The sequence below is a fragment of the Pseudomonas sp. LBUM1651 genome (assembly GCF_059716135.1).
This window is the reverse complement of the sequence record NZ_CP166805.1, coordinates 3308405-3333952: the sequence shown is the minus strand read 5'-3', so window position 1 is coordinate 3333952 and position 25548 is coordinate 3308405. Positions and strand designations below refer to the sequence as shown.

The window sequence follows — 25548 nt, the reverse complement described above, 5'->3', positions numbered from 1 at the left end:
CCAAAGCGCTTTTGCCCCTTTCGTTCGGTGCCTCGCTAAGGCTTGCCATGCCCTCGTTCCGGTCCTGCTCCGTAGGCCCGCCGCGATCGGCCATCCATGGCCGTGCGCGGCTAACCCGGCATTCATGCCGGGTTGCCCACTGCGCAGAACTGGAACGAAGCCTCTCGAGGGGGCGACTACCGCCACAGCACTGCGAGGCGGCCTACCGGCCGACCTGGCTCTTCGGATGTATGCATTTCCCCTGTGGGAGCTAGCCTGCTAGCGATGGACGTTAACGATAACGCGTGCGGTCTGAATGAATGCTGTGTCTGGACGTCCATCGCTAGCAGGCTAGCTCCCACAGGTATGAGTTCGCTCCAGTTGTTGATCTGGCTTTTGCTTTGCTTTGCTTTGCTTTGGCTTTTGATCTTGATCTGCCCCGTCGGAAGGCCGAGCGCAGGTTCTGCGCAGTGGGCAACCCGGCATGGATGCCGGGTTAGCCGCCCCCGGCCATGGATGGCCGATGGCGGCGGGCCCACGGAGCAGGACCGGAGCGAGGGCATGCCGAGCCATAGCGAGGCACCGTACGTCAGGGTCGCAGGCGCTTGGTTACTTGGCGCTTTTCCAAGTAACCCGCCGTAAGGGCGGAACCATTAGTGGCCGTTACCGCAGGAATGGATATGTACACCATCAAAACCCCCGCCGCCGGACACATTCAAAACGCAAAACACGAACAGCCAAACGCTCCCCAGAAGCCCTGAAAATCACTGACCGGTGCCGAAGACAACCGCGCCCGTTCATGGCTGTGGGCATGCACCGCACAAGCCCCGACGCATTGATGAGCCTGTGCCGTCATCGGCGCCAGCGGTCTCCAATGGCCCGGCACATTAACCACCGGTGACCATTCCGGCACCACCGGCACGGGAGGCGGACCGAGTTTCTCGAACTCGGCGGTGCCATAGACGATCTTGCCATCGACAATCGTCAACACCGACTCGATCCATTTCACCGCCTCATCCTCGATATGGAAATAGTCCGCCGACAGCGCAATCAAATCCGCCAGTTGCCCGACCTTGATCTGACCCTTCTTGCCTTGCTCGGAAGAAAACCAGGCACTGCCGTGGGTGAACAACTCCAGTGCGGTGTCGCGACTCAAACCTTGCGGATACAGCTCCAGACCACCGACGGTGCGGCCGCTGACCAGCCAATAAATTGAGGTCCAGGGGTTGTAGCTCGACACCCGCGTGGCATCGGTACCGGCGCCGACAGGAACGCCCTCGGCGAGCATCCGCGCGATCGGTGGCGTGTGCTCGGCGGCCTTGGCGCCGTAGCGGTCGACAAAGTACTCGCCCTGGAACGCCATGCGGTCCTGGATTGCGATCCCGCCACCCAGGGCTTTGACCCGCTCGATGTTCTGTGGAGTGATGGTTTCGGCGTGATCGAAAAACCAGGGCAAGCCGTCAAACGGAATGTCGCGATTGACCTTCTCGAACACATCGAGCATGCGACTGATGGATTCGTTGTAGGTGGCGTGCAGGCGGAATGGCCAGCGTTGCTCGACGAGGTGGCGAACCACCGGCTCCAGTTCCTGCTCCATGGTTTGCGGCAGATCCGGACGAGGTTCGAGAAAGTCTTCGAAATCCGCCGCCGAGAACACCAGCATTTCTCCGGCACCGTTGTGTCGCAGGAAGTCATCGCCCTGGCCGTAATGGGAGGTACTGGTCCAGTTCTTGAAGTCGGCCAGCTCTTCCTTGGGTTTCTGGGTGAACAGGTTATAGGCGATGCGCACCGTGAGTTGTTGGTCCTTGGCCAGTTGCTGAATGACCTGATAGTCGTCCGGGTAATTCTGATAACCACCGCCGGCGTCGATGGCGCTGGTGACGCCGAGGCGATTGAGTTCGCGCATGAATTGCCGGGTCGAGTTGACCTGATACTCCAGCGGCAGTTTCGGTCCCTTGGCCAGGGTCGAGTAGAGAATCATCGCGTTGGGGCGCGCGATCAGCATGCCGGTCGGGTCGCCATTGGTGTCGCGCTGGATTTCACCGCCCGGCGGGTTCGGTGTATCGCGGGTGTACCCGACCACTTTCAATGCGGCGCGGTTGAGCAAGGCGCGGTCGTAGAGGTGCAGCACGAACACCGGCGTGTCTGGCGCGGCTTTGTTCAGTTCATCAATCGTAGGCAGGCGTTTTTCGGCGAACTGGAACTCGTTCCAGCCACCGACCACCCGCACCCATTGCGGCGTGGGTGTACGGTCGGCCTGATCCTTGAGCATGCGTAAGGCATCGACCAGTGACGGTACGCCTTCCCAGCGCAATTCGAGGTTGTAGTTCAAACCACCACGGATCAAGTGCAGGTGCGAGTCGTTGAGACCCGGAATCACCGTGCGACCGTGCAGGTCGATGATTTGCGTGCCCTGGCCTTGCAGTGCCATGGCCTGAGCGTCGCTTCCGACCACCACGAAGCGCCCGTCCTTGATGGCGACGGCACTGGCCTGGGGTTTCTTGCGATCGACGGTGTGCAGGCGTCCGTTGTACAGAATGAGGTCGGCCGGGGTATCTGGCATGGTTTTACTCCCTGCGAATAAAGGGCTGATCCAGGCACCGACGGCACCTGCCGAAAGGCCTTGCAGCACATGTCGGCGATTGATCCCTTCGCGGTCGTCAGGTGGGGGCATGGCAGTGCTCTCCGCTTGGTTCTTTCAGAGAAGAAAAAGGGGATAGAACAGCCGATGTCTGACACATGCGGCCAGAAGGAATATAGACCGCAAATTCACGGACAGCCTGTTTTCACCACGGGGCAGATCGGTTAGATTTCCCGCCCGGCTAAAACAAGGACGTAGACGATGGCGCACGCTGCCGCTCGATCCGAAGGACAAGGACAATTGCACGGTGGCATCTCTTAAACTCAGTCATCCAAAACATATCTTGATAGCCGCGCTGATAGCCGTCGGCTTGGTCAGCGGGGTTTGCCTGTACGCTCAAACCCGCAGCGTCCCTGAAACCGTGATGATGACGGCCGATTCCACGGGGATAAATGGGCCGCTGTTCGATGCCACGAAGTGGTTCAGTAATGGCATGTACGTGACCGAAGATCTCGACGGCAAGGCCAATCCGTACATCATGACGCGTGCCAAGCCGTTTGTTTTCAAGGCCAAGGACAACGATTTTCTGGTCCAGGTAGCCATTGAGGCGCTGGAGGATGTTCAACCTGAAGTGAATGCCCGGGCTGTGTGGAACGCGTGGCCGGTACTGACCCGGCGTGTGCGTTATTCCCACAGTTTCTTCCTTGCCCCGAACAAGCCGTCGGATGTCTACAACCTGTTCCTGCAAGTGAGTTATCGCAGGTTTGTCATCCAGTTTCGGCTAGACGGAGATGACGGCAACCTGACCTATAACGGTGAAGTGCAGGAGGTCAAAAGCATGGATCCGTTGGAGGAAGAGCACACCAGAATCTTCGAAGAAATGGATGACGCCGGCACACGCTGAGCCCTGAAACGACGAATCCCGCCACAAGGGGCGGGATTCGTTTGCAGCCAGAGAGCCTCCCGAGAGCGGGAGCCGCCGTCTTAACTTGGGAACAGCTCGGACAGTTTCATGGCCAGCATCATGTCGCCTTCAGCGCGCAGCTTGCCGCCCATGAACGCTTGCATGCCGTCGGTCGAACCGTCGACGATGCCTTGCAGGGTTTCGCCGTCCATCACCAGAGTGACCTGGGCGTCAGGGTTTTCGCCTTCTTGCAGCTCGCAGGTGCTGTCCTTGACGATCAGCGAGAAGTTTTTGGTGTCGTCGATGCGGAAACCGAAGACCAGGTCCAGACCGGCAGCAGCGGCTGGGTTGAACTTGGCTTTCATTGCTTGTACGGCATCAGCTACGGAGGTCATGGTTCGATCCTTTCTTGGGTAATAAGAGCTGGGTGATTACAGCCAGGGTCACAATAGTCCGGACTCAGCGAAACGTGATGAGTTCCGGGGCTTTCAACAGTTGCAGATGCGCATGACTGTTGAAAGAAGCCAGTGCCACCTCGCGACCACGAAACTTCAGGTGGTTGAGCGAGGTGTTGACGATTTGCCAGTTAAGTTCAAAGGCCTGCTTTGCCGGCATTTGCGTAATGAGGTGGAGCAGGGCGGTGATGGTGCCGCCGGAAGTGAACACGGCGATTTTCTGTGTGTTGTCGGCGCTTTCGAGGATTCGGTGCAGACCGGCCTGCACCCGCTCGACAAAACCCAGCCAGCTTTCAAGGCCCGGGGTGTCATACGTACCGGCGAGCCAGCGCTCGATGATCAGGGCAAAAATACGCTGGAATTCGGCACGGTTTTGCGCGGCGTTGCGCAGGATCTCCAGCGCTTCGGGTTCGTCGTCGAGCATGGCCGGCAGCAGCGCACGGATCACCGCATCGGCATCGAATTCATTGAAAGCAGAATCGGTTTCCACGATCGGCGCCGGCAAGCCTGCGGCAGCGAACTGTTCCAGCGCACTGCTGGCAGTATGCTGCTGGCGGCGCAGGTCGCCCGAGAGGCAGCGATCAAAGCGGATACCCAGCCCGGCGAGATGCTGGCCGAGGACTTCTGCCTGGCGAACACCGGTCGGCGACAGGACGTCATAGTCGTCTGCACCAAAGGAGGCCTGGCCATGTCGAATCAAATAGATACTGCCCACGTCCGCGTCATCCCGGTACGTTGAAGGTTTGGCGAGGTTATGAGGATGACGGTGAGCTGTCAATGAAAAAACATACGCTTGTTTGAAATGCCCGTTACAGCCTGTTGCCAGAGGTTTCACGGCTGGCCGCCGGGCCGGCGCATGGGTATGCTGATGTTATCCCGCGCGCGTTGATGCAGCGCTTTGTATTGAAGGAGTCCTTGTGGAGTTTCTGTCCGAATACGCCAGTTTCCTGGCTAAAACCGTGACACTGGTGATCGCCATTCTGGTGGTCCTGGCCAGTTTCGCGTCGTTGCGCAATAAAGGTCGGCGTAAGTCGGCCGGCCAATTGCAAGTCAGCAAACTCAATGATTTTTACAAAGGGCTGCGCGAGCGCCTGGAGCAGACCTTGCTCGACAAGGACCAGCTCAAGGCCTTGCGCAAGGTCGAAGCGAAAACCGAGAAAAAACAAAAGAAGAAACCCGAGGCAAAATCCCGGGTGTTCGTGCTGGATTTCGATGGCGACATCAAGGCCTCGGCCACCGAGAGCCTGCGCCATGAAATCACCGCACTGCTGACCCTGGCCACGCCAAAGGATGAAGTAGTGCTGCGTCTGGAGAGCGGTGGCGGCATGGTCCACAGCTACGGCCTGGCGTCCTCGCAACTGGCGCGCATTCGTGATGCCGGCGTGCCACTGACCGTGTGCATCGACAAGGTCGCGGCCAGCGGCGGCTACATGATGGCGTGCATCGGCGAGAAGATCATCAGCGCCCCGTTCGCCATCCTCGGCTCGATCGGCGTGGTGGCGCAGTTGCCAAACGTCAATCGCCTGCTGAGGAAGCACGACATCGACTTTGAAGTCCTCACTGCCGGCGAGTACAAGCGCACCCTGACCGTGTTTGGCGAAAACACCGAAAAGGGCCGCGAGAAATTTCAGGAAGACCTGGACGTCACCCACCAGCTGTTCAAGAACTTCGTGTCCCGCTATCGCCCGCAACTGGCGATCGACGAAGTGGCCACCGGCGAAATCTGGCTCGGTGTTGCCGCGCTGGACAAGCAACTGGTCGATGAACTCAAGACCAGCGACGAATATCTGGCCGAACGAGCGAAGAAATCCGAGCTTTATCACCTGCACTACGCCGAACGCAAAAGCCTGCAGGAACGCATCGGCATGGCGGCCAGCGGTTCGGTCGATCGTGTATTGCTGAACTGGTGGAGCCGGCTGACCCAGCAACGCTTCTGGTAACTTCTATAGCTTTAAACAAATGAAACCGTGGATAACCGCCACGGTTTCATTTTTTTTGTCCGTCAAAAAATCGCTCTGCTTTCCGTGCCCAAGCAGCGAAATTTCCTATCGTCACTGTCAATCGCTCCCGCTTTTTCGGAGGCTCGGGTCGAGTAGGGTGGTGGTCTGAAATGACCGCAACGGAATGCACCATGAAAGAACTTCCTCACGATGTTGCCGGCCCTTCCCCGGCGCCGTCTCTGCAAATGCGCGATGAACTGAAAAACGTCGTGGACATCGCACTGCCACAGTCCCCCAGCCAGTTTGGCGAGCACTTGATCAAGGAAAAGTGGGGGGCGAACATCGATCCGCAGACTGCCTTGCTGGTGACGCTCGATTACCACTACAAGGGCCATCCTGCACAGGAGGGTATCGAGCAGGGACAAGTGGCGAGTTCGCAATCGCTGTTGCAAGCGCTGCTGTCCAATTATCAGACCGTTGGAGACGGGCGTTTTGCTGAAACGGCCTTTGGTCTGTACACGCCGCCGGACATCGGGCCTTCCGTGCGGATTGTAGAGAACGTCGATGAATTCGCCGATCGTGGCAGCGGCAATCATGAGACGTATGAAGGTATCTATCGCCAAACGGCTCCCCAAACCTATGGCCCGCTGACTCAGATCAACTTGAGGCCGGCGGATTTCAAACGATGGGTGTGGGAGCTTGACCTGCAGGGGCTCTATAAAACGTATCTTGATCACGCCTGGCCGTCGGACGAAGTGCTCGCTGCTGCCAGTCCTTACCCCTTGAGAACGTCGGTCAAAGCGGCGTTCGTCATGACGGCCTGGTTGCAGCTTCATGAACAACGCTTGACTCAAAAAGGCCTGGAGCTGGTGATGCAGGCGGCAGGCTTGCCGCCAGATCAGTCATGGGAAACGCTGACCATCGAGCAACTGCAAGCGCCGACTCGCGTTTCTTCGTCCGTCAAAGCCGGCCGTTTGAAACTGTACCGTTATACCGCGACAGATATCTGGGCCTTGCGCAACACCGCCAGTGCCAGGGTGTTGTTGTACATACCGGGCAACTCGTCACCCTTGCATGAGTTCGCCAACGCCACGCAAATGCACCAATGGATCGTTGCGCAGGGCAAGGTCAGCACGACAAGACAGGCATTGGCCTCGCACTTTGCCGAAGACGATCGCGAGGACGGGACGTTTCACGCCGGTGTGCTGACGGCGCTGGATGGCATGGCGCAGTATCCGGCGAAACACCGACTGACCAACAATGCCGGTTTCTTCAACAACGACGGCTACTGGGGGCCGGACGAGTACATCAGCTACGACGATCCGCCATCGGCGAGCGATCCGTTTGCGCAACTGGTTCTGACGATGAAGCAGGCAGCCCTGGCCAGCCTCAACAGCATCCGAAACGATGCCCAGGTCAATCGCGACAATTTAAGTGCAGTCGTTGAACCGCTTGTGCAATGGATCAACCGATTTGGCCCCTTGGCGCTGTTCGTTCCGGGTGGCGAGGGAATATTGGCGCTGGCCGGGCTTATTGACGCGGGTTACGGTCTGGATCAGGTGGTAGACGGTAAAACTTCGAGCGAACGGTCGGAAGGCGTGACGCGCACCGTTTTTGGTTTGCTCAATGCACTGCCGATAGCCGCAGAGGTGGCGCTGAAGGGGGAAACTGCGGTCGCCCATCCGGAAGAAGGAGGTGTGAGGCCTGCGTCGGAAATCTCCGTTGCCCCAACGCCACAACCAACGAGCCTGGCACTGCCGACACGGGTCGAATTGATCCGCGGCATCGGCCCGTCCGTGGCGTCTTTGAGCGATGACGTCCTGGCACAGATCGGCAAAGTCAGCGCGATCGACGACGATATGTTGCGGTTGATGCAGACGGGGCGTCCACCAACCCCCTTGCTGGCTGACACCATCAGTCGCTTCAAGATCGATCAGGATCTGGGGCCGGCCGGCTCGGCCGAGCAATTCAATAGCCGTTACGAAGCACTTCAACACTCGGAACATGAGTGGGTCCGATTGTTTCAGCGGCAGTATCCGGACCTGCCCAAAAGTGCCATCGAGCAAATGCTCGACCGTTATGGCGTGGATATCCGAACAACACCCGACGTTGCCGAGGCGAGGCAGGTGCTCAAGCGTCTGGACAGCAAGGTCCGTCATTACCAGCAACATGTACGGCTCAATCGTGCTTACGAAGGTTTTTACCTTCGCACGGTCGACAATTCCGAGACAGACACCTTGGCGTTGCACTCCCTCAAGAATTTGCCGGGATGGCCCAGGAATCTTCGAATAGACATTCTTGACCGTTCGCCCGGTGGCCGTGTACTGGACCGTTGCGGTCCGCTCGACGCTGCTCACTCTCGAAGCATCATCAAAGTGGGGAACCGTTATCAGCAGCACCTGCAAACGGACTTTTACGAGACGGTGCTCTCTATTCTGTCAGACGACGAACGCTCGGCGCTGCGTCTGATGTCTCATGATCCAGGCAACGAATTGCGTGTAAAGCTCGGCGATCTGGCGCTGCCTCGTTCGCAGGCCATCCTCGGGTTGCAAAGGATGGACAGCGGGCTGACTTTTGAGCCTCAGGGTTTGCGCGGTGGAGGCTATCCGGTGACACCCCAGGCCGAAGCGATGACTCACGAAATGATGAGGTTGCAGCTCAAGGATATTTATCCTGATTTCACCGATGCCCAGGCTGATGAGGTACTTCAACGGCATGGCGCATCGGTCCAGGCGTACATCGAATGGTTGAAACAGCAACTTCAGCAACTCAATATCGACCTGACTGGCTGGGTCGACCAAGTGGTCGCAGACGTCAACAACATCGATCTTCCTTTCCTGGCCGCAGGCGATGTTGCGGCGGCAGGGATGAGCCCAGCACAAATCGAGGCCTATAACGTCGCGCTTCTGCAGAGCGAAATACAAAACGAACGAACAATCAGAATAGAACTGGCCGAGGAACTGGTCTCCATCTGGCAGAAGCGTGGACCGCAACAAAACGTTGTCTATTCAAGCCCGCAGGTTCAGGGCGTCAGGCTGGAAATGGCCTTTGAAGACTATCACCGGTTGCCCGCCTTGAATGTCAGGCTCAATGATGTAATCGAGTTATCGCTGCATGGCTTGCACGTGACAGTGGAGGAGAGCCTCAACGGGTTTCTTGAGAACTTTCCCAATCTACGTGTGTTGAATCTGGAAGGTGTCGACTTGCGGCCTTTCTTTGTCGGCGGGGAGGGCGGGCGCGCGTTTCCTCCGGTGATCGGGCAATTGACTCACCTCACTTCACTGAACGTGCGATCCACGCAACTGGTCTTCACTGGCAGCGGCGCTGCACAATTGCGAGATCTGGCCCGCCTGCAAATCCTGGACCTGAGCGACAATCCGCTGGGCATGCCGCCGATGGTGATGGGCATGGATGATCTGCGTCAGCTCAACTTGAGGAACACCCAAATCACCCGGTGTCCGGTCGGCATCAAGGATGAGCCTTATCTGACGCTGCTGGACTTGCGCGATAACGGCATAACCCGGGTTCCGCCAGCGGTAATCAATCAGGCTGTCGCGGATGATCGCGTGTTGCTATGGGGTAATCCGCTGACGGACGAGGACACGTTGCGCCGACTGGTCAGTCATCGCGAGCAAACGGGAATCAATCTGTGGCTGGGTGTGCCGGGCGCAGACTACGGCACGCCGCTGGTGTGGTTGCGCGACTGTGATGAAGCGTTGCAACAGTCTCGGCAAGCCCTATGGCAGCGACTCGCAGGCAAACCCTCCGGTACGCGGTTTCTTGCCATAATAGACCGCCTCTGTCTGACGCCCGACTTTCAAGTCAGTTATCTGTCGCTTCAGGCGCGAGTCTGGCGACTTTTGCAACAGGCGGATGCTTCAGACGAAATGTGGGGACGATTGAGTCGCAGCAGTGGGCGGTTTGATCACCCGATGGCGGCGTTCACGGCGCTGGAGGGTCGCGTGGGGCCTTGAACATCACAAGGAGGGAGCCTTGAACCCCGCGAAGGGGTTCAAGGTGTGACGATCAGCGGCGACGGAACAGCGGCAGCGGTTCGTCGGTGGCGGCCTGATAGGTCACCGAGAAATCCTTGAGACCTTCAAGGGCTTCGTACGGATCTTTGTCGGCGCGAATGGCAAAAGCGTCGAACCCGCAGCGATGCATATAAAACAGCTGGTCGCGCAGTACATCACCAATCGCTCGCAGTTCACCTTTGAAACCATAACGGTCACGCAGCAAGCGGGCGTTGGAGTAGTTGCGGCCATCGGTGAAGGCCGGGAAGTTCAAGGCGATGACCTGGAAGTTCGCGACGTCTTCACCGATCTCTTCGGCTTCTTCATCGGCATCCAGCCACACACCCAGGCCGCCATCGCGGGCCTTGAGCATACGGCTGTGTTCGCGCCACAGCTGCAACGGGACGATCAGGTCGTCGCAGTTGCTGATCTCGTCGATGTTGAAGTCCTTGGGCAACAGGTGCCAGGTTTCGTCGACGACTTCGTTGTTTTTAATTATTCGCTGCATAGACGCGTTCCTTGAAGAGGTCGATGCCAATACGCTGATAGGTGTCGATGAAACGCTCGTCTTCGGTACGTTGTTCGATGTACACGTCGATCAGCTTTTCGATCACGTCAGGCATGGCTTCCTGGGCAAAGGACGGGCCGAGGATCTTGCCCAGGCTCGCATCGCGGCTGGCGCTGCCGCCGAGGGACACCTGGTAGAACTCTTCACCTTTCTTGTCCACCCCGAGAATGCCGATGTGGCCGACGTGGTGGTGACCACAGGCGTTCATGCAACCGGAGATGTTCAGGTCCAGTTCGCCAATGTCGAACAGGTAGTCCAGGTCGTCGAAACGGCGCTGGATCGATTCGGCGATCGGGATCGATTTGGCGTTGGCCAGCGAGCAGAAATCACCGCCAGGGCAGCAGATGATGTCGGTCAGCAAACCGATGTTCGGCGTGGCGAAACCTTGCTCGCGCAATTCGCCCCACATGGCGAACAACTGGCTCTGTTCAACGTCGGCCAGAATGATGTTCTGCTCGTGGGACGTGCGCAGTTGACCAAAGCTGTAACGATCGGCCAGGTCGGCCACGGCGTCGAGCTGCTTGTCGGTGATGTCGCCCGGCGCAACGCCGGTCGGCTTCAGGGACAGGGTCACGGCGACATAACCCGGCTTCTTGTGCGCCAGGGTATTGCGAGTGCGCCAGCGAGCGAAGCCCGGATGTTGCTTGTCGAGTTCGGCGAGTTCGGCGGTCTGGTTGTCCAGTGCCTTGTAGTCCGGGTCGACGAAGTGTTTGGCGACGCGGTGCACTTCGGCTTCGGTCAGCGTGGTCTGGCCACCGCGAAGGTGTTCCATTTCCGCATCGACTTTTTGCGCGAAGACTTCAGGCGTCAGGGCCTTGACCAGAATCTTGATGCGCGCCTTGTACTTGTTGTCGCGACGGCCATAGCGGTTGTAAACACGCAGGATAGCGTCGAGGTAGCTCAACAGGTCTTGCCACGGCAGGAATTCATTGATGAACGCGCCGACCACCGGAGTACGGCCCAGGCCACCGCCGACCAGCACACGGAAGCCCAGTTCGCCCGCGGCGTTGTGCACCGGCTCAAGGCCGATGTCATGGACTTCGATGGCGGCACGATCGGAAGTCGAACCGTTGATGGCGATCTTGAATTTACGCGGCAGGTACGCGAATTCCGGGTGGAATGTCGTCCATTGGCGAACGATCTCGCACCATGGGCGCGGGTCGATCAGCTCATCGAAAGCGACACCGGCGAACTGGTCGGTGGTGACGTTGCGCAGGCAGTTGCCGCTGGTCTGGATCGCGTGCATCTGCACGGTGGACAGCTCAGCCAGAATGTCCGGGATGTCTTCCAGCGCCGGCCAGTTGAACTGCACGTTCTGGCGGGTACTGATGTGCGCATAGCCCTTGTCGTAGTCGCGGGCAATCTTCGCCATCATCCGCGTCTGGCGCGAAGTCAGCTGGCCGTAAGGCACCGCCACCCGCAACATTGGCGCGAAACGCTGGATATAAAGCCCGTTCTGCAAGCGCAGAGGGCGGAATTCTTCTTCGCTCAGCTCGCCTGCCAGATAGCGTCGGGTCTGATCACGGAACTGCTTGACGCGGTCCTCGATGATCCGCTGATCGTACTCGTCGTATACGTACATATAAGTCCTGTTCTCAGGCTTGGGCCGGTCGGATCCAGTTGCGATTTTCGCTTGCTGACATCTCCGATACTGCCTCGGCAATTCTGCGCGCACGGCCGCGCACTCCCTACGGAGCCGGGGCAAGATACCAGTTTGGAGTTATGCGCAAAAGTGATGTTTGAGTATATGCAAAGAACCAAAACGACTAACGAGAAGCGTTATTGATAAACCCGTATTTGTCGTGCGGGCAATCCTCGTCTTTACTGTGGTCGAGTCTTTATGCAATCACCGATAAAACCGACAAGAGGCGATGCAATGAGCAACCCTACCAAAGCTTCAAAGCCTGACAGTACGGTCGATGCGTGGGCCATTCTGTTTCTGATCATTCTGGTCGTAGGCACCGCGGTATTCTGGGTCAGCCATCAATAAACGACCCCGTCCGGGCCCGACTCCGACGATTGTCGGACAAAAGCCGGAATAAACGCCGTTTTACGGAGGTTCGCTGGCTATAATGCGCAGCGAATTTCCGGGGGCTCGGACGATCAATGCTGAAGTTCTTCTACACCTTCCTGCTGATGCGGGCGGACATTTCACCCAGGGCGGCTGGGCTCTGGTGGAATTGCATGACCTCGATCGGGGCGTGGACATCAGCCAGTATGGCGGCCGCGATCGCCAGATTCCGCTGCTGCAACTGGTCGACAAGGCAACCGCCAGGCGAATGCTGGCCATGGGGGACTCGCCGGATTACGGCGTGGACTTCCGTCGCCTGTCGGCCAAGGGCCGCCCGACGTCCTATCGCTATACGTTCAGCCTGCAAACCCTGATGCGCTAAACCCCTGCCAACAGCAGCACCAGTTGCACGATGCCGTATAGCGCCAAGGCGAACACCGTCGTGAACAGAATCCCCAGAATCACAAAATGACTGGGCTTGCCGTGAGTGAAATCCCGGGCCCGGTTCTTCCCGCTCTGTACCCCGAACGCCGCCGCCATGATGCTGTGCAGCATCTGCCAGAACGTGGGCGGCTTGTTGTCGACTGGATCGTCCATAAACCCCTCGTCACGGATGTGTGAAGAGTAAGCATAGACAATCCATGGCATGCACTAAGCAAATGTGGGAGCGAGCCTGCTCGCGATGAGTGCCTTTCAGTCAACATTGATGTCGACTGTCAGTACGCTATCGCCGGCAAGCCGGTCTCGCTCCCACAGGGGGTCTCCGTTGGCCACGGGATTGTGGCCGTGAGACTGATCTTAGTTGTCGTAACCGAGGTTCGGCGCGAGCCACCGTTCGGTCACGCTCAACTCCTGACCTTTACGCGAGGTGTAGCTCTGCACCTGATCCTTGTCGACCTTGCCCACCGCGAAATACTGCGCCTGCGGGTGAGCGAAGTACCAACCGCTGACCGCCGCCGCCGGGAACATTGCGTAGTGCTCGGTGAGGAACACGCCACTGCGGCCGGCCTGCATCTCGCTGGCTTCAGGGTCGAGCAAGGCGAACAGGGTGCTTTTCTCGGTGTGATCCGGGCAGGCCGGGTAGCCGGGAGCAGGGCGGATGCCGGTGTATTGCTCTTTGATCAGCGCCTCGTTGTCGAGGGTCTCGTCCTTCGCGTAGCCCCAGTGCTCTTTACGCACTTGCTGGTGCAGCCACTCGGCGCACGCCTCGGCCAAGCGGTCGGCCAAGGCCTTGACCATGATCGAGTTGTAATCATCGCCCGCGTCCTGATAAGCCTTGGCCACTTCTTCGGCGCCGATACCGGCGGTGGTGATGAAGCCACCCACGTAGTCGGTGATTTCGCTGTCCTTCGGCGCCACGAAGTCGGCCAGTGAGAAGTTCGGCTTGCCATCGGTCTTGATGATCTGCTGACGCAGGTGATGCAGCTTGGCCAGTGGCTTGCCGTCATCGCCGTAGACTTCGATGTCGTCGTCACGCACTTGGTTGGCTGGCCAGAAACCGAACACCGCACGGGCGCTGATCAGTTTCTCGTCAATCAGTTTGGCGAGCATTTCCTGGGCGTCGGCGTACAGCGCCGTAGCGGCTTCACCGACCACTTCGTCTTCGAGGATGCGCGGGAACTTGCCGGCCAGGTCCCAGGAGATAAAGAACGGTGTCCAGTCGATGTATTCGGCCAGGACTTTCAGGTCGATGTTGTCCAGCACTTTGGAGCCGGTGAACGTCGGTTTGACTGGCGCGTAGGTGCTCCAGTCGAACTGCGGCTTCTTGGCAATGGCGGCCGGATAGCTCAGGCGTTCGGTACGGGCGCTGCGGTTGGCGGTGCGCTCGCGAACGTCGATGTACTCCAGGCGGGTTTTTTCGACGAACGCCGGTTTCAACTCCTTGGACAGCAACTGCGTCGCCACGCCGACGGCGCGGGAAGCGTCGGTGACGTAGATCACCGCGTCGTTGCTGTACTTCGGCTCGATCTTCACCGCCGTGTGCGCCTTGGAGGTGGTCGCGCCACCGATCATCAACGGCAGGTAAAAGTCCTGACGCTGCATCTCGCGGGCCACGTGAACCATTTCATCCAGCGAAGGCGTGATCAGACCGGAGAGGCCGATGATGTCGCATTTCTGCTCCTTGGCCACCTGCAGGATCTTCTCCGCCGGCACCATCACGCCGAGGTCGACGATGTCGTAGCCGTTACAGCCGAGTACCACGCCAACGATGTTCTTGCCGATGTCGTGCACGTCGCCTTTCACCGTCGCCATCAGGATCTTGCCCTTGGCTTCCGGCTTGTCGCCTTTTTCCAGTTCGATGAACGGGATCAAGTGGGCCACGGCCTGCTTCATCACGCGGGCGGATTTCACCACCTGCGGCAGGAACATTTTGCCGGCGCCGAACAGGTCACCGACGATGTTCATGCCGGACATCAGCGGGCCTTCGATCACTTCGATCGGGCGCGCGAAGGACTGGCGGGATTCTTCGGTATCTTCGACGATGTGCGTGGTGATGCCCTTGACCAGCGCGTGTTCCAGACGCTTGTTGACGTCCCAGCCGCGCCATTCTTCGGTCTCGGCTTCCTTGACGCTGCCGTCGCCCTTGTACTTGTCGGCAATGGCGAGGAGGGCGTCGGTGCCTTCCGGGGTGCGGTTGAGGATCACGTCTTCGACGGCGTCTCGCAGTTCCACCGGGATCTGGTCGTAGATCTCCAGCTGACCGGCGTTGACGATGCCCATGGTCAGGCCATTGCGGATTGCATACAGCAGGAATACCGAGTGAATCGCCTCACGCACCGGGTTGTTGCCGCGGAACGAGAACGACACGTTGGACACGCCGCCCGAGGTCAGCGCATACGGCAGCTCGTCACGGATGTAGGCACAGGCGTTGATGAAGTCCACGGCGTAGTTGTTGTGCTCTTCGATACCGGTGGCCACGGCGAAGATGTTCGGGTCGAAGATGATGTCTTCCGGCGGGAAGCCGACTTCGTTGACCAGAATGTCGTAGGAGCGTTTGCAGATTTCTTTCTTGCGCGCTTCGGTGTCGGCCTGGCCGGCTTCGTCGAAGGCCATTACCACCACTGCGGCGCCGTAGCGCTTGCACAGTTTGGCGTGATGAATGAACTGCTCGACGCCTTCCTTCATGCTGATCGAGTTGACGATGCCCTTGCCCTGGATGCACTTCAGGCCCGCTTCGATCACTTCCCACTTGGAGGAGTCGATCATGATCGGCACGCGGGAGATGTCCGGTTCGCCGGCAATCAGATTGAGGAAGGTCACCATCGCCTTCTTCGAATCGAGCATCCCTTCGTCCATGTTGATGTCGATCACCTGGGCGCCGGCCTCGACCTGCTGCAGGGCGACTTCCAGGGCTTCGGTGTAGTTGTCTTCACGGATCAGGCGGGCGAATTTTGCCGAACCGGTGATGTTGGTGCGCTCACCGACGTTGACGAACAACGAGCTGCGATCGATGGTGAACGGCTCCAGGCCCGAGAGGCGGCAGGCCTTCGGAATGTCCGGGATTTCACGCGGCGCATAACCGGCCACGGCTTTGGCGATGGCTTCGATGTGGCCCGGCGTGGTGCCGCAGCAACCGCCAACGATGTTGAGGAAGCCGCTTTGGGCGAATTCTTCGATGACCTTGGCGGTCTCCGACGGCAGTTCGTCGTACTCGCCGAACTCGTTCGGCAGGCCGGCGTTCGGGTGCGCCGACACGTGGGTGCTGGCCTTGTTCGACAGCTCTTCCAGGTACGGGCGCAGTTCACTGGCGCCGAGGGCGCAGTTCAAACCGACCGAAATCGGCTTGGCGTGGGCCACGGAGTTCCAGAACGCTTCGGTGGTCTGGCCCGACAGGGTACGGCCGGAGGCGTCGGTGATGGTGCCGGAAATCATGATCGGCAGCTCGACGCCCAGCTCTTCGAACACCCCTTGCACGGCGAAGATCGCGGCTTTGGCGTTGAGAGTGTCGAAAATGGTTTCGATCAGGATCAGGTCGGCGCCGCCTTCGATCAGGCCTTTGGTGGCCTCGGTGTAGTTTTCCACCAGTTCATCGAAGGTCACGTTGCGGTAGCCGGGGTTGTTGACGTCCGGTGACAGCGAGCAGGTGCGGCTGGTCGGGCCGAGCACGCCGGCGACGAAGCGCGGCTTGTCCGGGTTCTCGAGGGTTTTCGCGTCGGCGATCTTGCGCGCCAGGCGAGCGCCTTCTACGTTCAGTTCGTAGGCCAGTTCTTCCATGCCGTAATCGGCCATGGAAATCCGGGTGGCGTTGAAGGTGTTGGTTTCCAGAATGTCAGCGCCGGCATCCAGGTAGGCTTTTTCGATGCCACCGATCACGTCCGGGCGCGTCAGCACCAAGAGGTCGTTGTTGCCTTTGACATCGCTTGCCCAGTCGGCAAAGCGTTTGCCACGGTAATCCTGCTCCTCGAGCTTGTAGCTCTGGATCATCGTGCCCATACCGCCATCGAGAATCAGGATGCGCTCTTTGAGGGCGTGCTTGAGAGCTTGAAGGCGAACACTGCGATCGGACATTGGGACTACTCGGAAAGACCATGACGAAGGGCCGGGATCATAGCAAACCTGTGCGCTTTTAGAGCATGTGCGGTTTTTGCATGAATATCGCTCATGTTGATGTGGGCGGTGTCCCGGTAGAATCGCGGCGTTTTTTCAAGGATCGGGAACAGGGATATGTCGTATCGCGTCGTCATCAGCAGTGTATTGCTGTTTTTAAGCTGGGGCGCCGTGGCGCAGGATCCGGCGATTTCTGCAGCCATTTCCTACAGTCGCGACATTCAACCGATCTTCACCGAAAAGTGCGTGGCCTGCCATGCCTGCAATGACGCCGCCTGTCAGCTCAATCTGGGCGGCGGCGAGGGTGCTGCGCGCGGTGCGTCGAAAGTCCCGGTCTACGACGGCGAACGCAGTCAGGCTGCCGCGCCGACCCGATTGTTTTATGACGCTTTCGGTAAGCACGCCTGGCAGCAAAAAGGTTTCTATCCGGTGCTCGACGCCCAGGGCAGCCAGGCCGCGTTGATGGCACGGATGTTGGAACTGGGTCACAAAACGCCTCTGACGCCCAACGCCAAGTTGCCGGAAGACATCGTCCTGGGTCTGAACCGGGAAAACATGTGCGCGATGCCGGCCGAGTTCGACGGTTACGCCAGCGCTCATCCGAAGGAAGGCATGCCGCTGGCGGTCACCGGCCTGACCGATCAGCAGTACCAGACGCTGCAACGCTGGCTGGCCTCGGGCGCGCCGATCGATGAGCAAGGTCTGGTGCCGTCGGCGAAAGAAGCCTTGCAAGTGGTGCAGTGGGAAAACCTGCTCAACTCGCCGGGCGCCCGCCAGAGCCTGGTGGGGCGCTGGTTGTTCGAGCACTGGTTCCTCGCCCACATGTACTTCAAGGAGGGCGAGCCGGGGCATTTCTTTCAGTGGGTGCGTTCGCGTACGCCGACCGGCCAGCCGATTGACCTGATCAACACGCGCCGTCCGAATGACGATCCGGGCACGCAGGTGTATTACCGCTTGTGGCCGGTGCAGGGCGTGATCGTGCAGAAGACCCACATTACTTATCCGCTGAGCGCGGCGAAGATGGCGCGGATCAAAAGCCTGTTCTACAACGGCAACTGGCAGGTCAACGCCTTGCCGGGTTACGGGCCGGAACGCCGGGCCAATCCGTTCACCACGTTCGAGGCGATTCCGGCGCAAGCGCGTTATCAGTTCATGCTCGATAACGCCGAGTACTTCGTGCGCACGTTTATTCGCGGGCCGGTGTGCCGCGGCCAGATCGCCACCGACGTGATCCGCGATAACTTCTGGGCGCTGTTCCAGGCGCCGGAACACGATCTCTACATCACCGACCCGAACTACCGCGGGCAGGCCACGCCATTGCTGGCGATGCCGGGGCAGAACGACGACGTCGGCAGTGTCCTGAGCCTGTGGCATGACTACCGCGACAAGCGCAACGAGTACGAGGCGCTGCGTCGCGACAACTACGCCGATGCGCCCGCGCCGAACTGGTCGACCTTGTGGGCCGGCAATGACAACGCGCTGCTGAGCATCTTCCGCCATTTCGACAGCGCTTCGGTGAACAAGGGACTGATCGGTGATGTGCCACAAACGATGTGGCTGTTTGATTTCCCGCTGCTGGAGCGCACGTATTATCAGTTGGCGGTCAATTTCGACGTGTTCGGCAACGTCTCCCATCAAGCGCAGACGCGCCTGTACTTCGACCTGATTCGCAACGGCGCCGAGCAGAATTTCCTGCGCCTGATGCCCGCCGATTCCCGGGATGGCTATCTCGACGACTGGTATCAGAGCGGCGGTAAATTCAAGATGTGGCTGGACTATGAAGCCATCGACAACGACAAACCGACCGCGCTGAAACTCGACGAGAAAGACCCGAAGCGCGACTTTGCAATGCAGTTGCTGGCTCGCTACGGCGAGCTCAACGCCAAGCCTGATCCGATCAACCGCTGCGACGGCGCTTATTGCTCGCGGCCGAATATCGATCCGGACCTGCAAAGTGCCGAGCAGGCCTTGAGCCGCCTGGTTTCGCGTCCTGCTGCCGGGCTGAAAGTCATTGATCAATTGCCGGAAGCGACGATGCTGCGTATCGAAACAGCGAGCGGCAAGCGTGAGGTTTACAGCCTGTTGCGCAACCGCGCGCACAGCAACGTGGCGTTCCTGCTGGGCGAGTCGCTGCGCTACCAGCCGGGGCTCGACACGCTCACCCTTTTTCCCGGCGTACTCAGCAGCTATCCGAACTTCATGTTCAACATTCCCGCCGGGCAAGTGCCAGCATTCGTGGAGGCGATGGAAAACGCCAAGGACGCCAACCGTTTCGAGAAAATCGTCGAACGCTGGGGGATTCGCCGTAGCCATCCGCAGTTCTGGTTTTACTTCCATGACCTGAGCAAGTACGTCCACGAAACCGACCCGGTGGAAGAGGGCGTGCTGGACATGAACCGCTACGAGAATCTTTGATCGACTTTTGAAGGCGGGCTGGTGTCCGACTCAATAGGCGCCGCCGATCTCTTGTAGGAGCGAAGCTTGCTCGCGAAAGCGGTCTGACAGTCGACATTGATGCTGAATGACAGGGCCTCTTCGCGAGCAAGCTTCGCTCCTACAGGGATCTGCGGTGATTTGCGGATTGGGATGGGAGCTGCCAATGTTGATTTCAGTACAGGCACTGCGCGCACTCGCGGCCTGGACGGTGGTTTGCCACCATTTCATGCAGATTTTCTTCGACTTCAAGGCCCGTGGGCCGATCGGTCAGATGTCGCGGTGGGCGTTGATGTCTTCTTCGTCATCAGTGGTCTGGTGATATTCCTGTCCGCCGAGGGCAAGTCGCTGCCGCCGGGACGGTTTCTGCTGTATCGGCTGTTTCGCATCGTGCCGGCGTATTGGCTGTACACGGTGCTGATGGCGCTGGTCGTGGTATTCGCCCGGCCAGTGTTGCCGGATCAGACGGTCGACTGGTCGCATTTCCTGCTGTCGTTGCTGTTCATTCCTACGGAAAACCCCGGCGGTTACGGGATTTATCCGACGCTCAATGTCGGCTGGACCCTTAACTACGAAATGCTCTTCTACGTGCTGTTTGCCTGGGCGTTGCTGTTCCGTTTGCAGGCACGGTTGCTGATCGTCGCGGCGCTGCTGTTTGCGGTGTGTCAGGCGTGGACCGGCTACGGCTGGATCAGCGAGTTTTACCGTTCGGACATTGTTTATGAGTTTTTGCTGGGGATTGCCATCGGCATGATCTTCCGCTGTGGCTGGATCAAACCCGGTTTATGGCTGCCATTACTGGGGATTGGCGGTGCGTTGCTGGCGATTTATTACCTGGCGCCGCAACCGCGGTTTTTCGCCTGGGGCCTGCCGAGCGCAGTGCTGGTGATGGCGTGCATGGCGCTGGAGCGCTTTTTCGAGAACAGTAAGTTGTTCAAGCTGCTCGGCGATTGTTCCTACTCGGTGTACCTGATGCACGTGTTGGTGCTGTCTGCCGGAGGTTTTGTCGCAAAGCGTTATGGCGTAAACCCCTACGTGATGTTCGCCGTTTGCGTCGCGACCATTGGCGTAGCGTCGTGGGCAAGTTACGAATGGGTGGAAAAAAGCAGCTATCGGTGGCTTAAAGCGCGGATTGACGGCGAATCGTCTGATCGTGGCGAGCTGACGCTTTCCCGACAAAAATACTAGGACTTTGTACGGCGCGATGATTGGCGTAAACTGCGCCCAAGCCTGCGAGGAGTTTCCATGACCGCTATTACCATCACCGACGCCGCCCATGATTACCTGGCTGATCTGCTCTCCAAGCAGAACACCCCGGGCATCGGCATCCGCGTCTTCATCACCCAGCCTGGCACCCAGTACGCCGAAACCTGCATTGCCTATTGCAAGCCGGGCGAAGAAAAACCCGAAGACACTGCGCTGGGGCTGAAAAGCTTCACTGCTTATATCGACTCGTTCAGCGAAGCTTTCCTGGACGATGCGGTTGTCGACTACGCCACCGACCGCATGGGCGGCCAGCTGACCATCAAGGCGCCAAACGCCAAAGTCCCGATGGTCAACGCCGACAGCCCGGTCAACGAGCGCATCAACTATTACCTGCAAACTGAAATCAACCCGGGGCTCGCCAGCCACGGCGGTCAGGTCAGCCTGATCGATGTGGTCGAAGACGGCATTGCCGTGCTGAAGTTCGGCGGCGGTTGCCAGGGCTGCGGCCAGGCAGACGTCACCCTGCGTGAAGGCATCGAGCGCACCTTGCTCGAGCGCATTCCCGAACTCAAGGGTGTTCGCGATGTGACCGACCATACGCAGAAAGAAAACGCCTACTACTGAGTAAGGTGTTCGCTGCAAACATAAAAAACGGCGCCCCGTGAGCGCCGTTTTTTATGGGTGATCGATAACATGTGGCGAGTGGGGCTTGTCGGAACGCCGCATCGCCCCGTTCGGCTGCGCAGCAGTCGTAAACCAGACAACTCGGTGTATCTGAAGAATGTAGAGGGCCGCTTCGCGACCCAGCGGGGGCAAGCCCCCTCGCCACAGGGTGTGGTTGGCTCAAGGATGGTGAAATGGTTGGCTCAGGGGCGGTATAGATGCGCATGCCCGGCGCGATACAGCGATGACTCACTGAAGTGATCGCTACCCAACACCCGACCCACCAGAATCAACGCCGTACGCCGAAACCCTTTCGCCTCAACCTTCCCGGCAATATCCGCAATCGTTCCCACCACCCAATCCTGATCCGGCCAGGTCGCCCGGTGAATCACCGCAATCGGGCAGTCCGCGCCGTAATGCGGCAGCAATTCAACCAGGATTTTCTCCAGATGATTGACGCCCAAATGGATCGCCATGGTCGCCCCATGCTGCGCCAGACTGCCCAGTTCTTCACCGGCGGGCATCGCAGTCTTGTCGGCGTAGCGAGTCAGAATCACGCTCTGTGACACGTCCGGCAACGTTAGCTCCGCACCCAAAAGCGCAGCACAGGCCGCCGTGGCAGTGACACCGGGAATAATTTCAAACGGAATATCGAGCTCACGCAGGTAGCGAATCTGTTCGCCAATCGCGCCAAAGAGGCTTGGGTCGCCGGAATGTACCCGCGCCACGTCCTGGCCTTTGGCATGGGCGGCTTTGATCAGTTCGATGATCTGTTCCAGGTGCAGTTCGGCGCTGTTGACCACCTGTTCGGCGTTGTGGCCTTCCAGTACGGCGGCGGGCACCAGTGAGCCGGCGTAGATGATCAACGGGCAGCTGCGGATCAGGCGTTGGCCTTTGACAGTGATCAGTTCCGGGTCGCCGGGACCTGCGCCAATGAAGTAGACGGTCATCGTCGTTTCCTGTCAGAAAAAGGGGCCGGGCAAGGCTTCAGATGAAGATTGCTCATGATCGAAGGCGGGGATTATCGAGGATTTTGCGCAGCGCTGGCCAATGCCAGGGTCGCCTGGGCGTATTTTTGTCGCGAGATCAGCAGTTTGGCCGGTGCCTGAGCCAGTTGTTCAGCGAGGGCGAGGGCGGCGCTTTCCGCTACGCCATAGCAGCCGGTGCGCTCAAAAGCGATGTCCGAGCGGTGGCTGAGTTGTGGTTGATAACCGGCCAGTTGCTCACTGCTGAAGTACATCAAGGGCAGCGCGAGTTGTAGGGCGAGTTCGATCAGGCCAGGTTCTTCACGCTTCAGGTCGATGCTGGCCAGAGCCTTGATCTGGTGAAGTTCGATGTGATGCGCCTGTAACGCCTGATCGAGTAACGCCCGCAGCGTGCTGACAGGGCAGCCGCGCTGGCAGCCCAGGCCGACCACTAAAGTCGGCGCTGTGCTGGTATCCGTCATGCGTGGTATTGGCCATCGCTTTTACGGCGGAACAACCAGGCGCTGATCAGGCCCAGGGCCAGCCAGAACGCCACGTTGGTCAGCTGCGAAGCGATTTTGAACTGGGCTTCCAGGGCTTCCGGCGCGAGCATCGAGTGCACTTCCGGTTGCGGCGCGCCGATGACGTGAGGAACGGCGAGAATCGCCACGCCCAGTATCTTCATCAGCCAGTGACGGCTGAACACGATCAGCGCGATGCCGACTGCGGTGGACGCTGCCGTGCCGATCCACCAGATTTGCCGTTGTGCCAGGTCCGCCGCGGCAGTGCCCGGCAGTTCAGGTGGCAGGCCAAGCGTCGGGGCCAGCACGAACGTCGCGTAACCGGCGAGGCCCCAGAGCAGGCCCTGGGAGGTTTTGGTCGGCGCACGCAAGGTGTAGAGGCCGGCGAGCATCAGCGCGAAACCGACAGCCACCACCAGGTTACCGCCAGTCGTCGACAGCACGCGTTGCCAGCCGTCTTCCGGTTCCCAGGCTTCGGCATCATGGGTGTGAGCGGCGGTACCGGCGGCGTGTTCGTGAACTTCAACAGCGGCCGGCTCGGATTTTTCGTAAGTCTCGGCCTGCAGAATGAGCGGGGCGACCCAGAAACTTTGCAGCAGAGTCAGCAACAGGGCGGCCAGCAGCCCGGTGAAACCTGCGGTTTGCGCAATACGCTTGATCATGTCGGCAGGTCTCAATGGCACGGGAAAGCGGAGCTGTGACGGGTATCGTGCGCGGCGTTGTGCACCGCTTCGATGTGCGAGAAACCGGCGAAATACACAAGGCACGCGCCAAGGATCGATGCGCATACGGCAGCGGTCAGGCGTTGAGTCAGGGTCGTGGTGGTGCTGGCCGTTGTGTGGCTAGTGCTGCTGATGATCGACATGGCGCTTCCCTCTGGTCTGTCAGCGGGTGAATAGAGCGCATGGAAGATCCCTGCGAATCGGGCTCGCAGAGATTCAAACAGCGCCCGCCCACCGCGGGTTTGTTATTCAGTGAACGTAATCGTCACTTTGTGTTGCGGGCCGGTCTCCGGGCTTGCGAGGGGCTTGGGCGTCAGCCGAAACCTGCAAGCGTCACCTTCCCATGCCGAACTGCCGGCACAGTGGATCTGACGCTTCGCTCGCTTACCGTTGCGGGGGCAGCACCGGACTGACATGGCTTTGAGTAAAGCACATGATTCACCGGTTTCCCGTTTCACCCTGTGAAGGGCACCCGTAACAAGGTGTGTAGGAGAGCATGGGCGGGGGTTGGGCGTCAATTGGCAGGGGTTCTCATCTTGAAACCGAGTTGAACCTTTGGCGGGCAAGCCTTGCTCAGGACAGTGGTGTTCCTTGGAGCAAGGCTTGCCCGCGAAGGGGCCGGTGCGGCTGACACAAGACATTGACCCGCCCCAAGACGATGCGTAGCCTTGCGCTTTCGAGGTTCTTCGGTGTTTGCCGAAGCTAAGAAGGGAACGCGGTCGATGCCGCGGCTGCCCCCGCAACTGTGAACGGTGATGTTCGCTGCCACGCCACTGCACGCTCCAGCCCTGGAGCCCGCGGGAAGGCGCAGCCAACGCCAGTCTAGCGACAGGCACACCGTCAGCCAGGAGACCTGCCTCGACACGAATTCTCACTACAACCGGGCGGGGTGATCCGGTGGCGAAATCTTCCGCGCGCGCATCCGTCGCAGCGGTCGTCGTCCCGTATGCCCGCCACCTTGCCAAAGGGCATCCGATGAAAACACTGGCCAAACTCCCCGTCACCATCGTTACCGGCTTCCTCGGCTCGGGCAAAACCACCTTGCTGCGGCACATGCTCGACAACGCTCAGGGCCGCCGCATCGCGGTGATCGTCAACGAGTTCGGCGAACTGGGCATCGACGGCGAAATCCTCAAGCAATGCTCCATCGGCTGCACCGAAGAAGAAGCCAACGGCCGGGTCTACGAACTGGCCAATGGCTGCTTGTGCTGCACCGTCCAGGAAGAGTTCTTTCCGGTGATGCGCGAACTGGTCGCTCGTCGCGGCGACCTCGACCACATCCTGATCGAAACCTCCGGTCTGGCCCTGCCAAAGCCGCTGGTTCAAGCCTTCCAGTGGCCGGAAATCCGCAGCGCCTGCACGGTTGACGCGGTGATCACCGTCGTCGACAGCCCGGCCGTTGCCGCCGGCACTTTCGCTGCCTTCCCGGATCAGGTCGACGCCCAGCGCAAACTCGACCCGAACCTGGACCACGAATCGCCACTGCACGAACTGTTCGCCGACCAACTCGCCAGCGCCGACTTGGTGATTCTCAACAAGGCCGATCTGATCAGCCCGGAAGACCTGGCCCGCGTACGCCTGGAAGTCGCCGAAGAACTGCCGCCGGCGGTGAAAGTCATCGAAGCCAGCAGCGGTCGCCTGCCACTGGACGTGCTGATCGGCCTCGGAGCCGGTTCCGAAGAGCACATCGACAGCCGTCACAGCCATCACGATCACCATCATGAAGGCGAAGATGATCACGATCACGACGCGTTCGACTCCATTTCCATCGAACTGCCACAAGCCGATGAAAGCCTGCTGCTGGACGCGCTGACCCAACTGGTGGTCAAGCACGGCATCCTGCGGGTCAAAGGTTTCGCTGCCATTCCGAACAAACCGATGCGCCTGCTGATCCAGGGCGTGGGCATGCGTTTCGACAAGCACTTCGATCGTCAGTGGGGCGCCGATGAAGCGCGCACCACGCGTCTGGTGTTGATCGGTCAGGAGCTGGACGCCGCGCAACTCGAAGCGCAACTGCGCGCCGCGCTCAGCGTTTAACC

17 protein-coding genes, 2 pseudogenes and 2 riboswitches are annotated in these 25548 nt (G+C 59.4%); of the genes and pseudogenes, 8 read left to right on the top strand and 11 right to left on the bottom strand.

Features of this window, described 5'->3' with window-relative positions; genetic code table 11:
• Positions 1–694 precede the first annotated feature (694 nt).
• Positions 695–2542, bottom strand: a complete 1848-nt coding sequence (locus tag ACA066_RS15450; RefSeq protein WP_497699884.1) for an amidohydrolase — start codon at positions 2540–2542, stop codon at positions 695–697.
• A gap of 325 nt (positions 2543–2867) precedes the next feature.
• Between ACA066_RS15450 and ACA066_RS15445 the strand changes: the two genes are divergently transcribed.
• Positions 2868–3464, top strand: coding sequence for a hypothetical protein (locus ACA066_RS15445; protein WP_497695602.1), 597 nt, complete (start codon positions 2868–2870; stop codon positions 3462–3464).
• Positions 3465–3544: 80 nt separating this feature from the next.
• Here ACA066_RS15445 and ACA066_RS15440 read toward each other — a convergent pair whose 3' ends face one another.
• Positions 3545–3859 (bottom strand): SCP2 sterol-binding domain-containing protein, encoded by a 315-nt coding sequence (locus ACA066_RS15440; RefSeq protein WP_007946492.1) that lies wholly within the window; start codon positions 3857–3859, stop codon positions 3545–3547.
• A gap of 64 nt (positions 3860–3923) precedes the next feature.
• Positions 3924–4634, bottom strand: coding sequence for a histidine phosphatase family protein (locus ACA066_RS15435; RefSeq protein WP_497695601.1), 711 nt, complete (start codon positions 4632–4634; stop codon positions 3924–3926).
• 202 nt (positions 4635–4836) lie between these two features.
• Here ACA066_RS15435 and sohB point away from each other — a divergent pair, with 202 nt between their 5' ends.
• Positions 4837–5859 (top strand): protease SohB, encoded by a 1023-nt coding sequence (gene sohB, locus ACA066_RS15430; protein ID WP_497695600.1) that lies wholly within the window; start codon positions 4837–4839, stop codon positions 5857–5859.
• Between the two features lie 191 nt (positions 5860–6050).
• Positions 6051–9833 carry a dermonecrotic toxin domain-containing protein gene (locus ACA066_RS15425; protein ID WP_497695599.1) on the top strand — a complete coding sequence of 1261 codons (3783 nt, stop codon included), beginning with the start codon at positions 6051–6053 and terminating at the stop codon, positions 9831–9833.
• Between the two features lie 52 nt (positions 9834–9885).
• Here ACA066_RS15425 and ACA066_RS15420 read toward each other — a convergent pair whose 3' ends face one another.
• Both ACA066_RS15420 and ACA066_RS15415 read right to left on the bottom strand, forming a co-directional pair.
• Entirely contained in the window at positions 9886–10380 is a 495-nt protein-coding gene (locus ACA066_RS15420) for a DUF934 domain-containing protein (protein ID WP_017339176.1), read from the bottom strand.
• Positions 10364–12022 carry a nitrite/sulfite reductase gene (locus ACA066_RS15415; RefSeq protein WP_497695598.1) on the bottom strand — a complete coding sequence of 553 codons (1659 nt, stop codon included), beginning with the start codon at positions 12020–12022 and terminating at the stop codon, positions 10364–10366. The genes ACA066_RS15420 and ACA066_RS15415 overlap by 17 nt, the downstream gene beginning before the upstream one ends.
• A gap of 553 nt (positions 12023–12575) precedes the next feature.
• Between ACA066_RS15415 and ACA066_RS15410 the strand changes: the two are divergent.
• Positions 12576–12833: pseudogene (locus tag ACA066_RS15410) on the top strand (LacI family transcriptional regulator); the annotation flags it as partial.
• Here the strand turns inward: ACA066_RS15410 and ACA066_RS15405 are convergent.
• Together ACA066_RS15405 and metH are read right to left on the bottom strand one after the other, a co-directional pair.
• Entirely contained in the window at positions 12830–13048 is a 219-nt protein-coding gene (locus tag ACA066_RS15405) for a DUF2970 domain-containing protein (protein WP_497695597.1), read from the bottom strand. The pseudogene ACA066_RS15410 and the gene ACA066_RS15405 sit on opposite strands and share 4 nt — an antisense overlap.
• Before the next feature lie 201 nt (positions 13049–13249).
• A complete protein-coding gene (gene metH / locus ACA066_RS15400) occupies positions 13250–16960 on the bottom strand; it encodes a methionine synthase (RefSeq protein WP_497695596.1) in 3711 nt (1236 codons plus the stop codon).
• Positions 16961–17116: 156 nt separating this feature from the next.
• Between metH and ACA066_RS15395 the strand changes: the two genes are divergently transcribed.
• From ACA066_RS15395 to nfuA, 3 genes and pseudogenes are all read left to right on the top strand, one after another.
• Positions 17117–19414: a fatty acid cis/trans isomerase gene (locus ACA066_RS15395; protein WP_497695595.1), complete on the top strand. Its 2298-nt coding sequence runs from the start codon at positions 17117–17119 to the stop codon at positions 19412–19414.
• A gap of 184 nt (positions 19415–19598) precedes the next feature.
• A pseudogene (locus tag ACA066_RS15390) lies at positions 19599–20620 on the top strand (acyltransferase family protein).
• A 57-nt stretch (positions 20621–20677) separates the two neighbouring features.
• Positions 20678–21262, top strand: a complete 585-nt coding sequence (nfuA, locus tag ACA066_RS15385) for a Fe-S biogenesis protein NfuA (protein ID WP_007898222.1) — start codon at positions 20678–20680, stop codon at positions 21260–21262.
• 242 nt (positions 21263–21504) lie between these two features.
• Here the strand turns inward: nfuA and cobM are convergent, their stop codons facing one another.
• The 4 genes from cobM to ACA066_RS15365 form a co-directional block, all read right to left on the bottom strand.
• Positions 21505–22251, bottom strand: coding sequence for a precorrin-4 C(11)-methyltransferase (cobM, locus tag ACA066_RS15380; protein WP_497695594.1), 747 nt, complete (start codon positions 22249–22251; stop codon positions 21505–21507).
• A 71-nt stretch (positions 22252–22322) separates the two neighbouring features.
• The gene (locus tag ACA066_RS15375; protein ID WP_497695593.1) at positions 22323–22748 is read right to left on the bottom strand and encodes a cobalamin biosynthesis protein; all 426 of its coding nucleotides are present in this window, start codon (positions 22746–22748) and stop codon (positions 22323–22325) included.
• Positions 22745–23449, bottom strand: coding sequence for a CbtA family protein (locus ACA066_RS15370; RefSeq protein ID WP_214382936.1), 705 nt, complete (start codon positions 23447–23449; stop codon positions 22745–22747). The genes ACA066_RS15375 and ACA066_RS15370 overlap by 4 nt, the downstream gene beginning before the upstream one ends.
• Before the next feature lie 11 nt (positions 23450–23460).
• Positions 23461–23652 (bottom strand): CbtB domain-containing protein, encoded by a 192-nt coding sequence (locus ACA066_RS15365; RefSeq protein ID WP_461958605.1) that lies wholly within the window; start codon positions 23650–23652, stop codon positions 23461–23463.
• Positions 23653–23772: 120 nt separating this feature from the next.
• A riboswitch (cobalamin riboswitch) is annotated at positions 23773–24000 on the bottom strand.
• A 171-nt stretch (positions 24001–24171) separates the two neighbouring features.
• A riboswitch (cobalamin riboswitch) is annotated at positions 24172–24384 on the top strand.
• A gap of 100 nt (positions 24385–24484) precedes the next feature.
• Between ACA066_RS15365 and cobW the strand changes: the two genes are divergently transcribed.
• Entirely contained in the window at positions 24485–25546 is a 1062-nt protein-coding gene (gene cobW, locus ACA066_RS15360) for a cobalamin biosynthesis protein CobW (RefSeq protein ID WP_497695592.1), read from the top strand.
• Positions 25547–25548: the final 2 nt, after the last annotated feature.

Excerpts from the sequence above, each read along its gene's own strand:
- ACA066_RS15420 (WP_017339176.1), bottom strand. The coding sequence starts at position 10,380 with ATGCAGCGAATAATTAAAAACAACGAAGTCGTCGACGAAACCTGGCAC.
- cobW (WP_497695592.1), top strand. The coding sequence starts at position 24,485 with ATGAAAACACTGGCCAAACTCCCCGTCACCATCGTTACCGGCTTCCTC.
- nfuA (WP_007898222.1), top strand. The coding sequence starts at position 20,678 with ATGACCGCTATTACCATCACCGACGCCGCCCATGATTACCTGGCTGAT.
- metH (WP_497695596.1), bottom strand. The coding sequence starts at position 16,960 with ATGTCCGATCGCAGTGTTCGCCTTCAAGCTCTCAAGCACGCCCTCAAA.
- ACA066_RS15440 (WP_007946492.1), bottom strand. The coding sequence starts at position 3,859 with ATGACCTCCGTAGCTGATGCCGTACAAGCAATGAAAGCCAAGTTCAAC.
- ACA066_RS15395 (WP_497695595.1), top strand. The coding sequence starts at position 17,117 with ATGTCGTATCGCGTCGTCATCAGCAGTGTATTGCTGTTTTTAAGCTGG.
- ACA066_RS15415 (WP_497695598.1), bottom strand. The coding sequence starts at position 12,022 with ATGTACGTATACGACGAGTACGATCAGCGGATCATCGAGGACCGCGTC.
- ACA066_RS15365 (WP_461958605.1), bottom strand. The coding sequence starts at position 23,652 with ATGTCGATCATCAGCAGCACTAGCCACACAACGGCCAGCACCACCACG.
- ACA066_RS15450 (WP_497699884.1), bottom strand. The coding sequence starts at position 2,542 with ATGCCAGATACCCCGGCCGACCTCATTCTGTACAACGGACGCCTGCAC.
- ACA066_RS15405 (WP_497695597.1), bottom strand. The coding sequence starts at position 13,048 with ATGGACGATCCAGTCGACAACAAGCCGCCCACGTTCTGGCAGATGCTG.
- cobM (WP_497695594.1), bottom strand. The coding sequence starts at position 22,251 with ATGACCGTCTACTTCATTGGCGCAGGTCCCGGCGACCCGGAACTGATC.
- ACA066_RS15425 (WP_497695599.1), top strand. The coding sequence starts at position 6,051 with ATGAAAGAACTTCCTCACGATGTTGCCGGCCCTTCCCCGGCGCCGTCT.
- ACA066_RS15375 (WP_497695593.1), bottom strand. The coding sequence starts at position 22,748 with ATGACGGATACCAGCACAGCGCCGACTTTAGTGGTCGGCCTGGGCTGC.
- ACA066_RS15370 (WP_214382936.1), bottom strand. The coding sequence starts at position 23,449 with ATGATCAAGCGTATTGCGCAAACCGCAGGTTTCACCGGGCTGCTGGCC.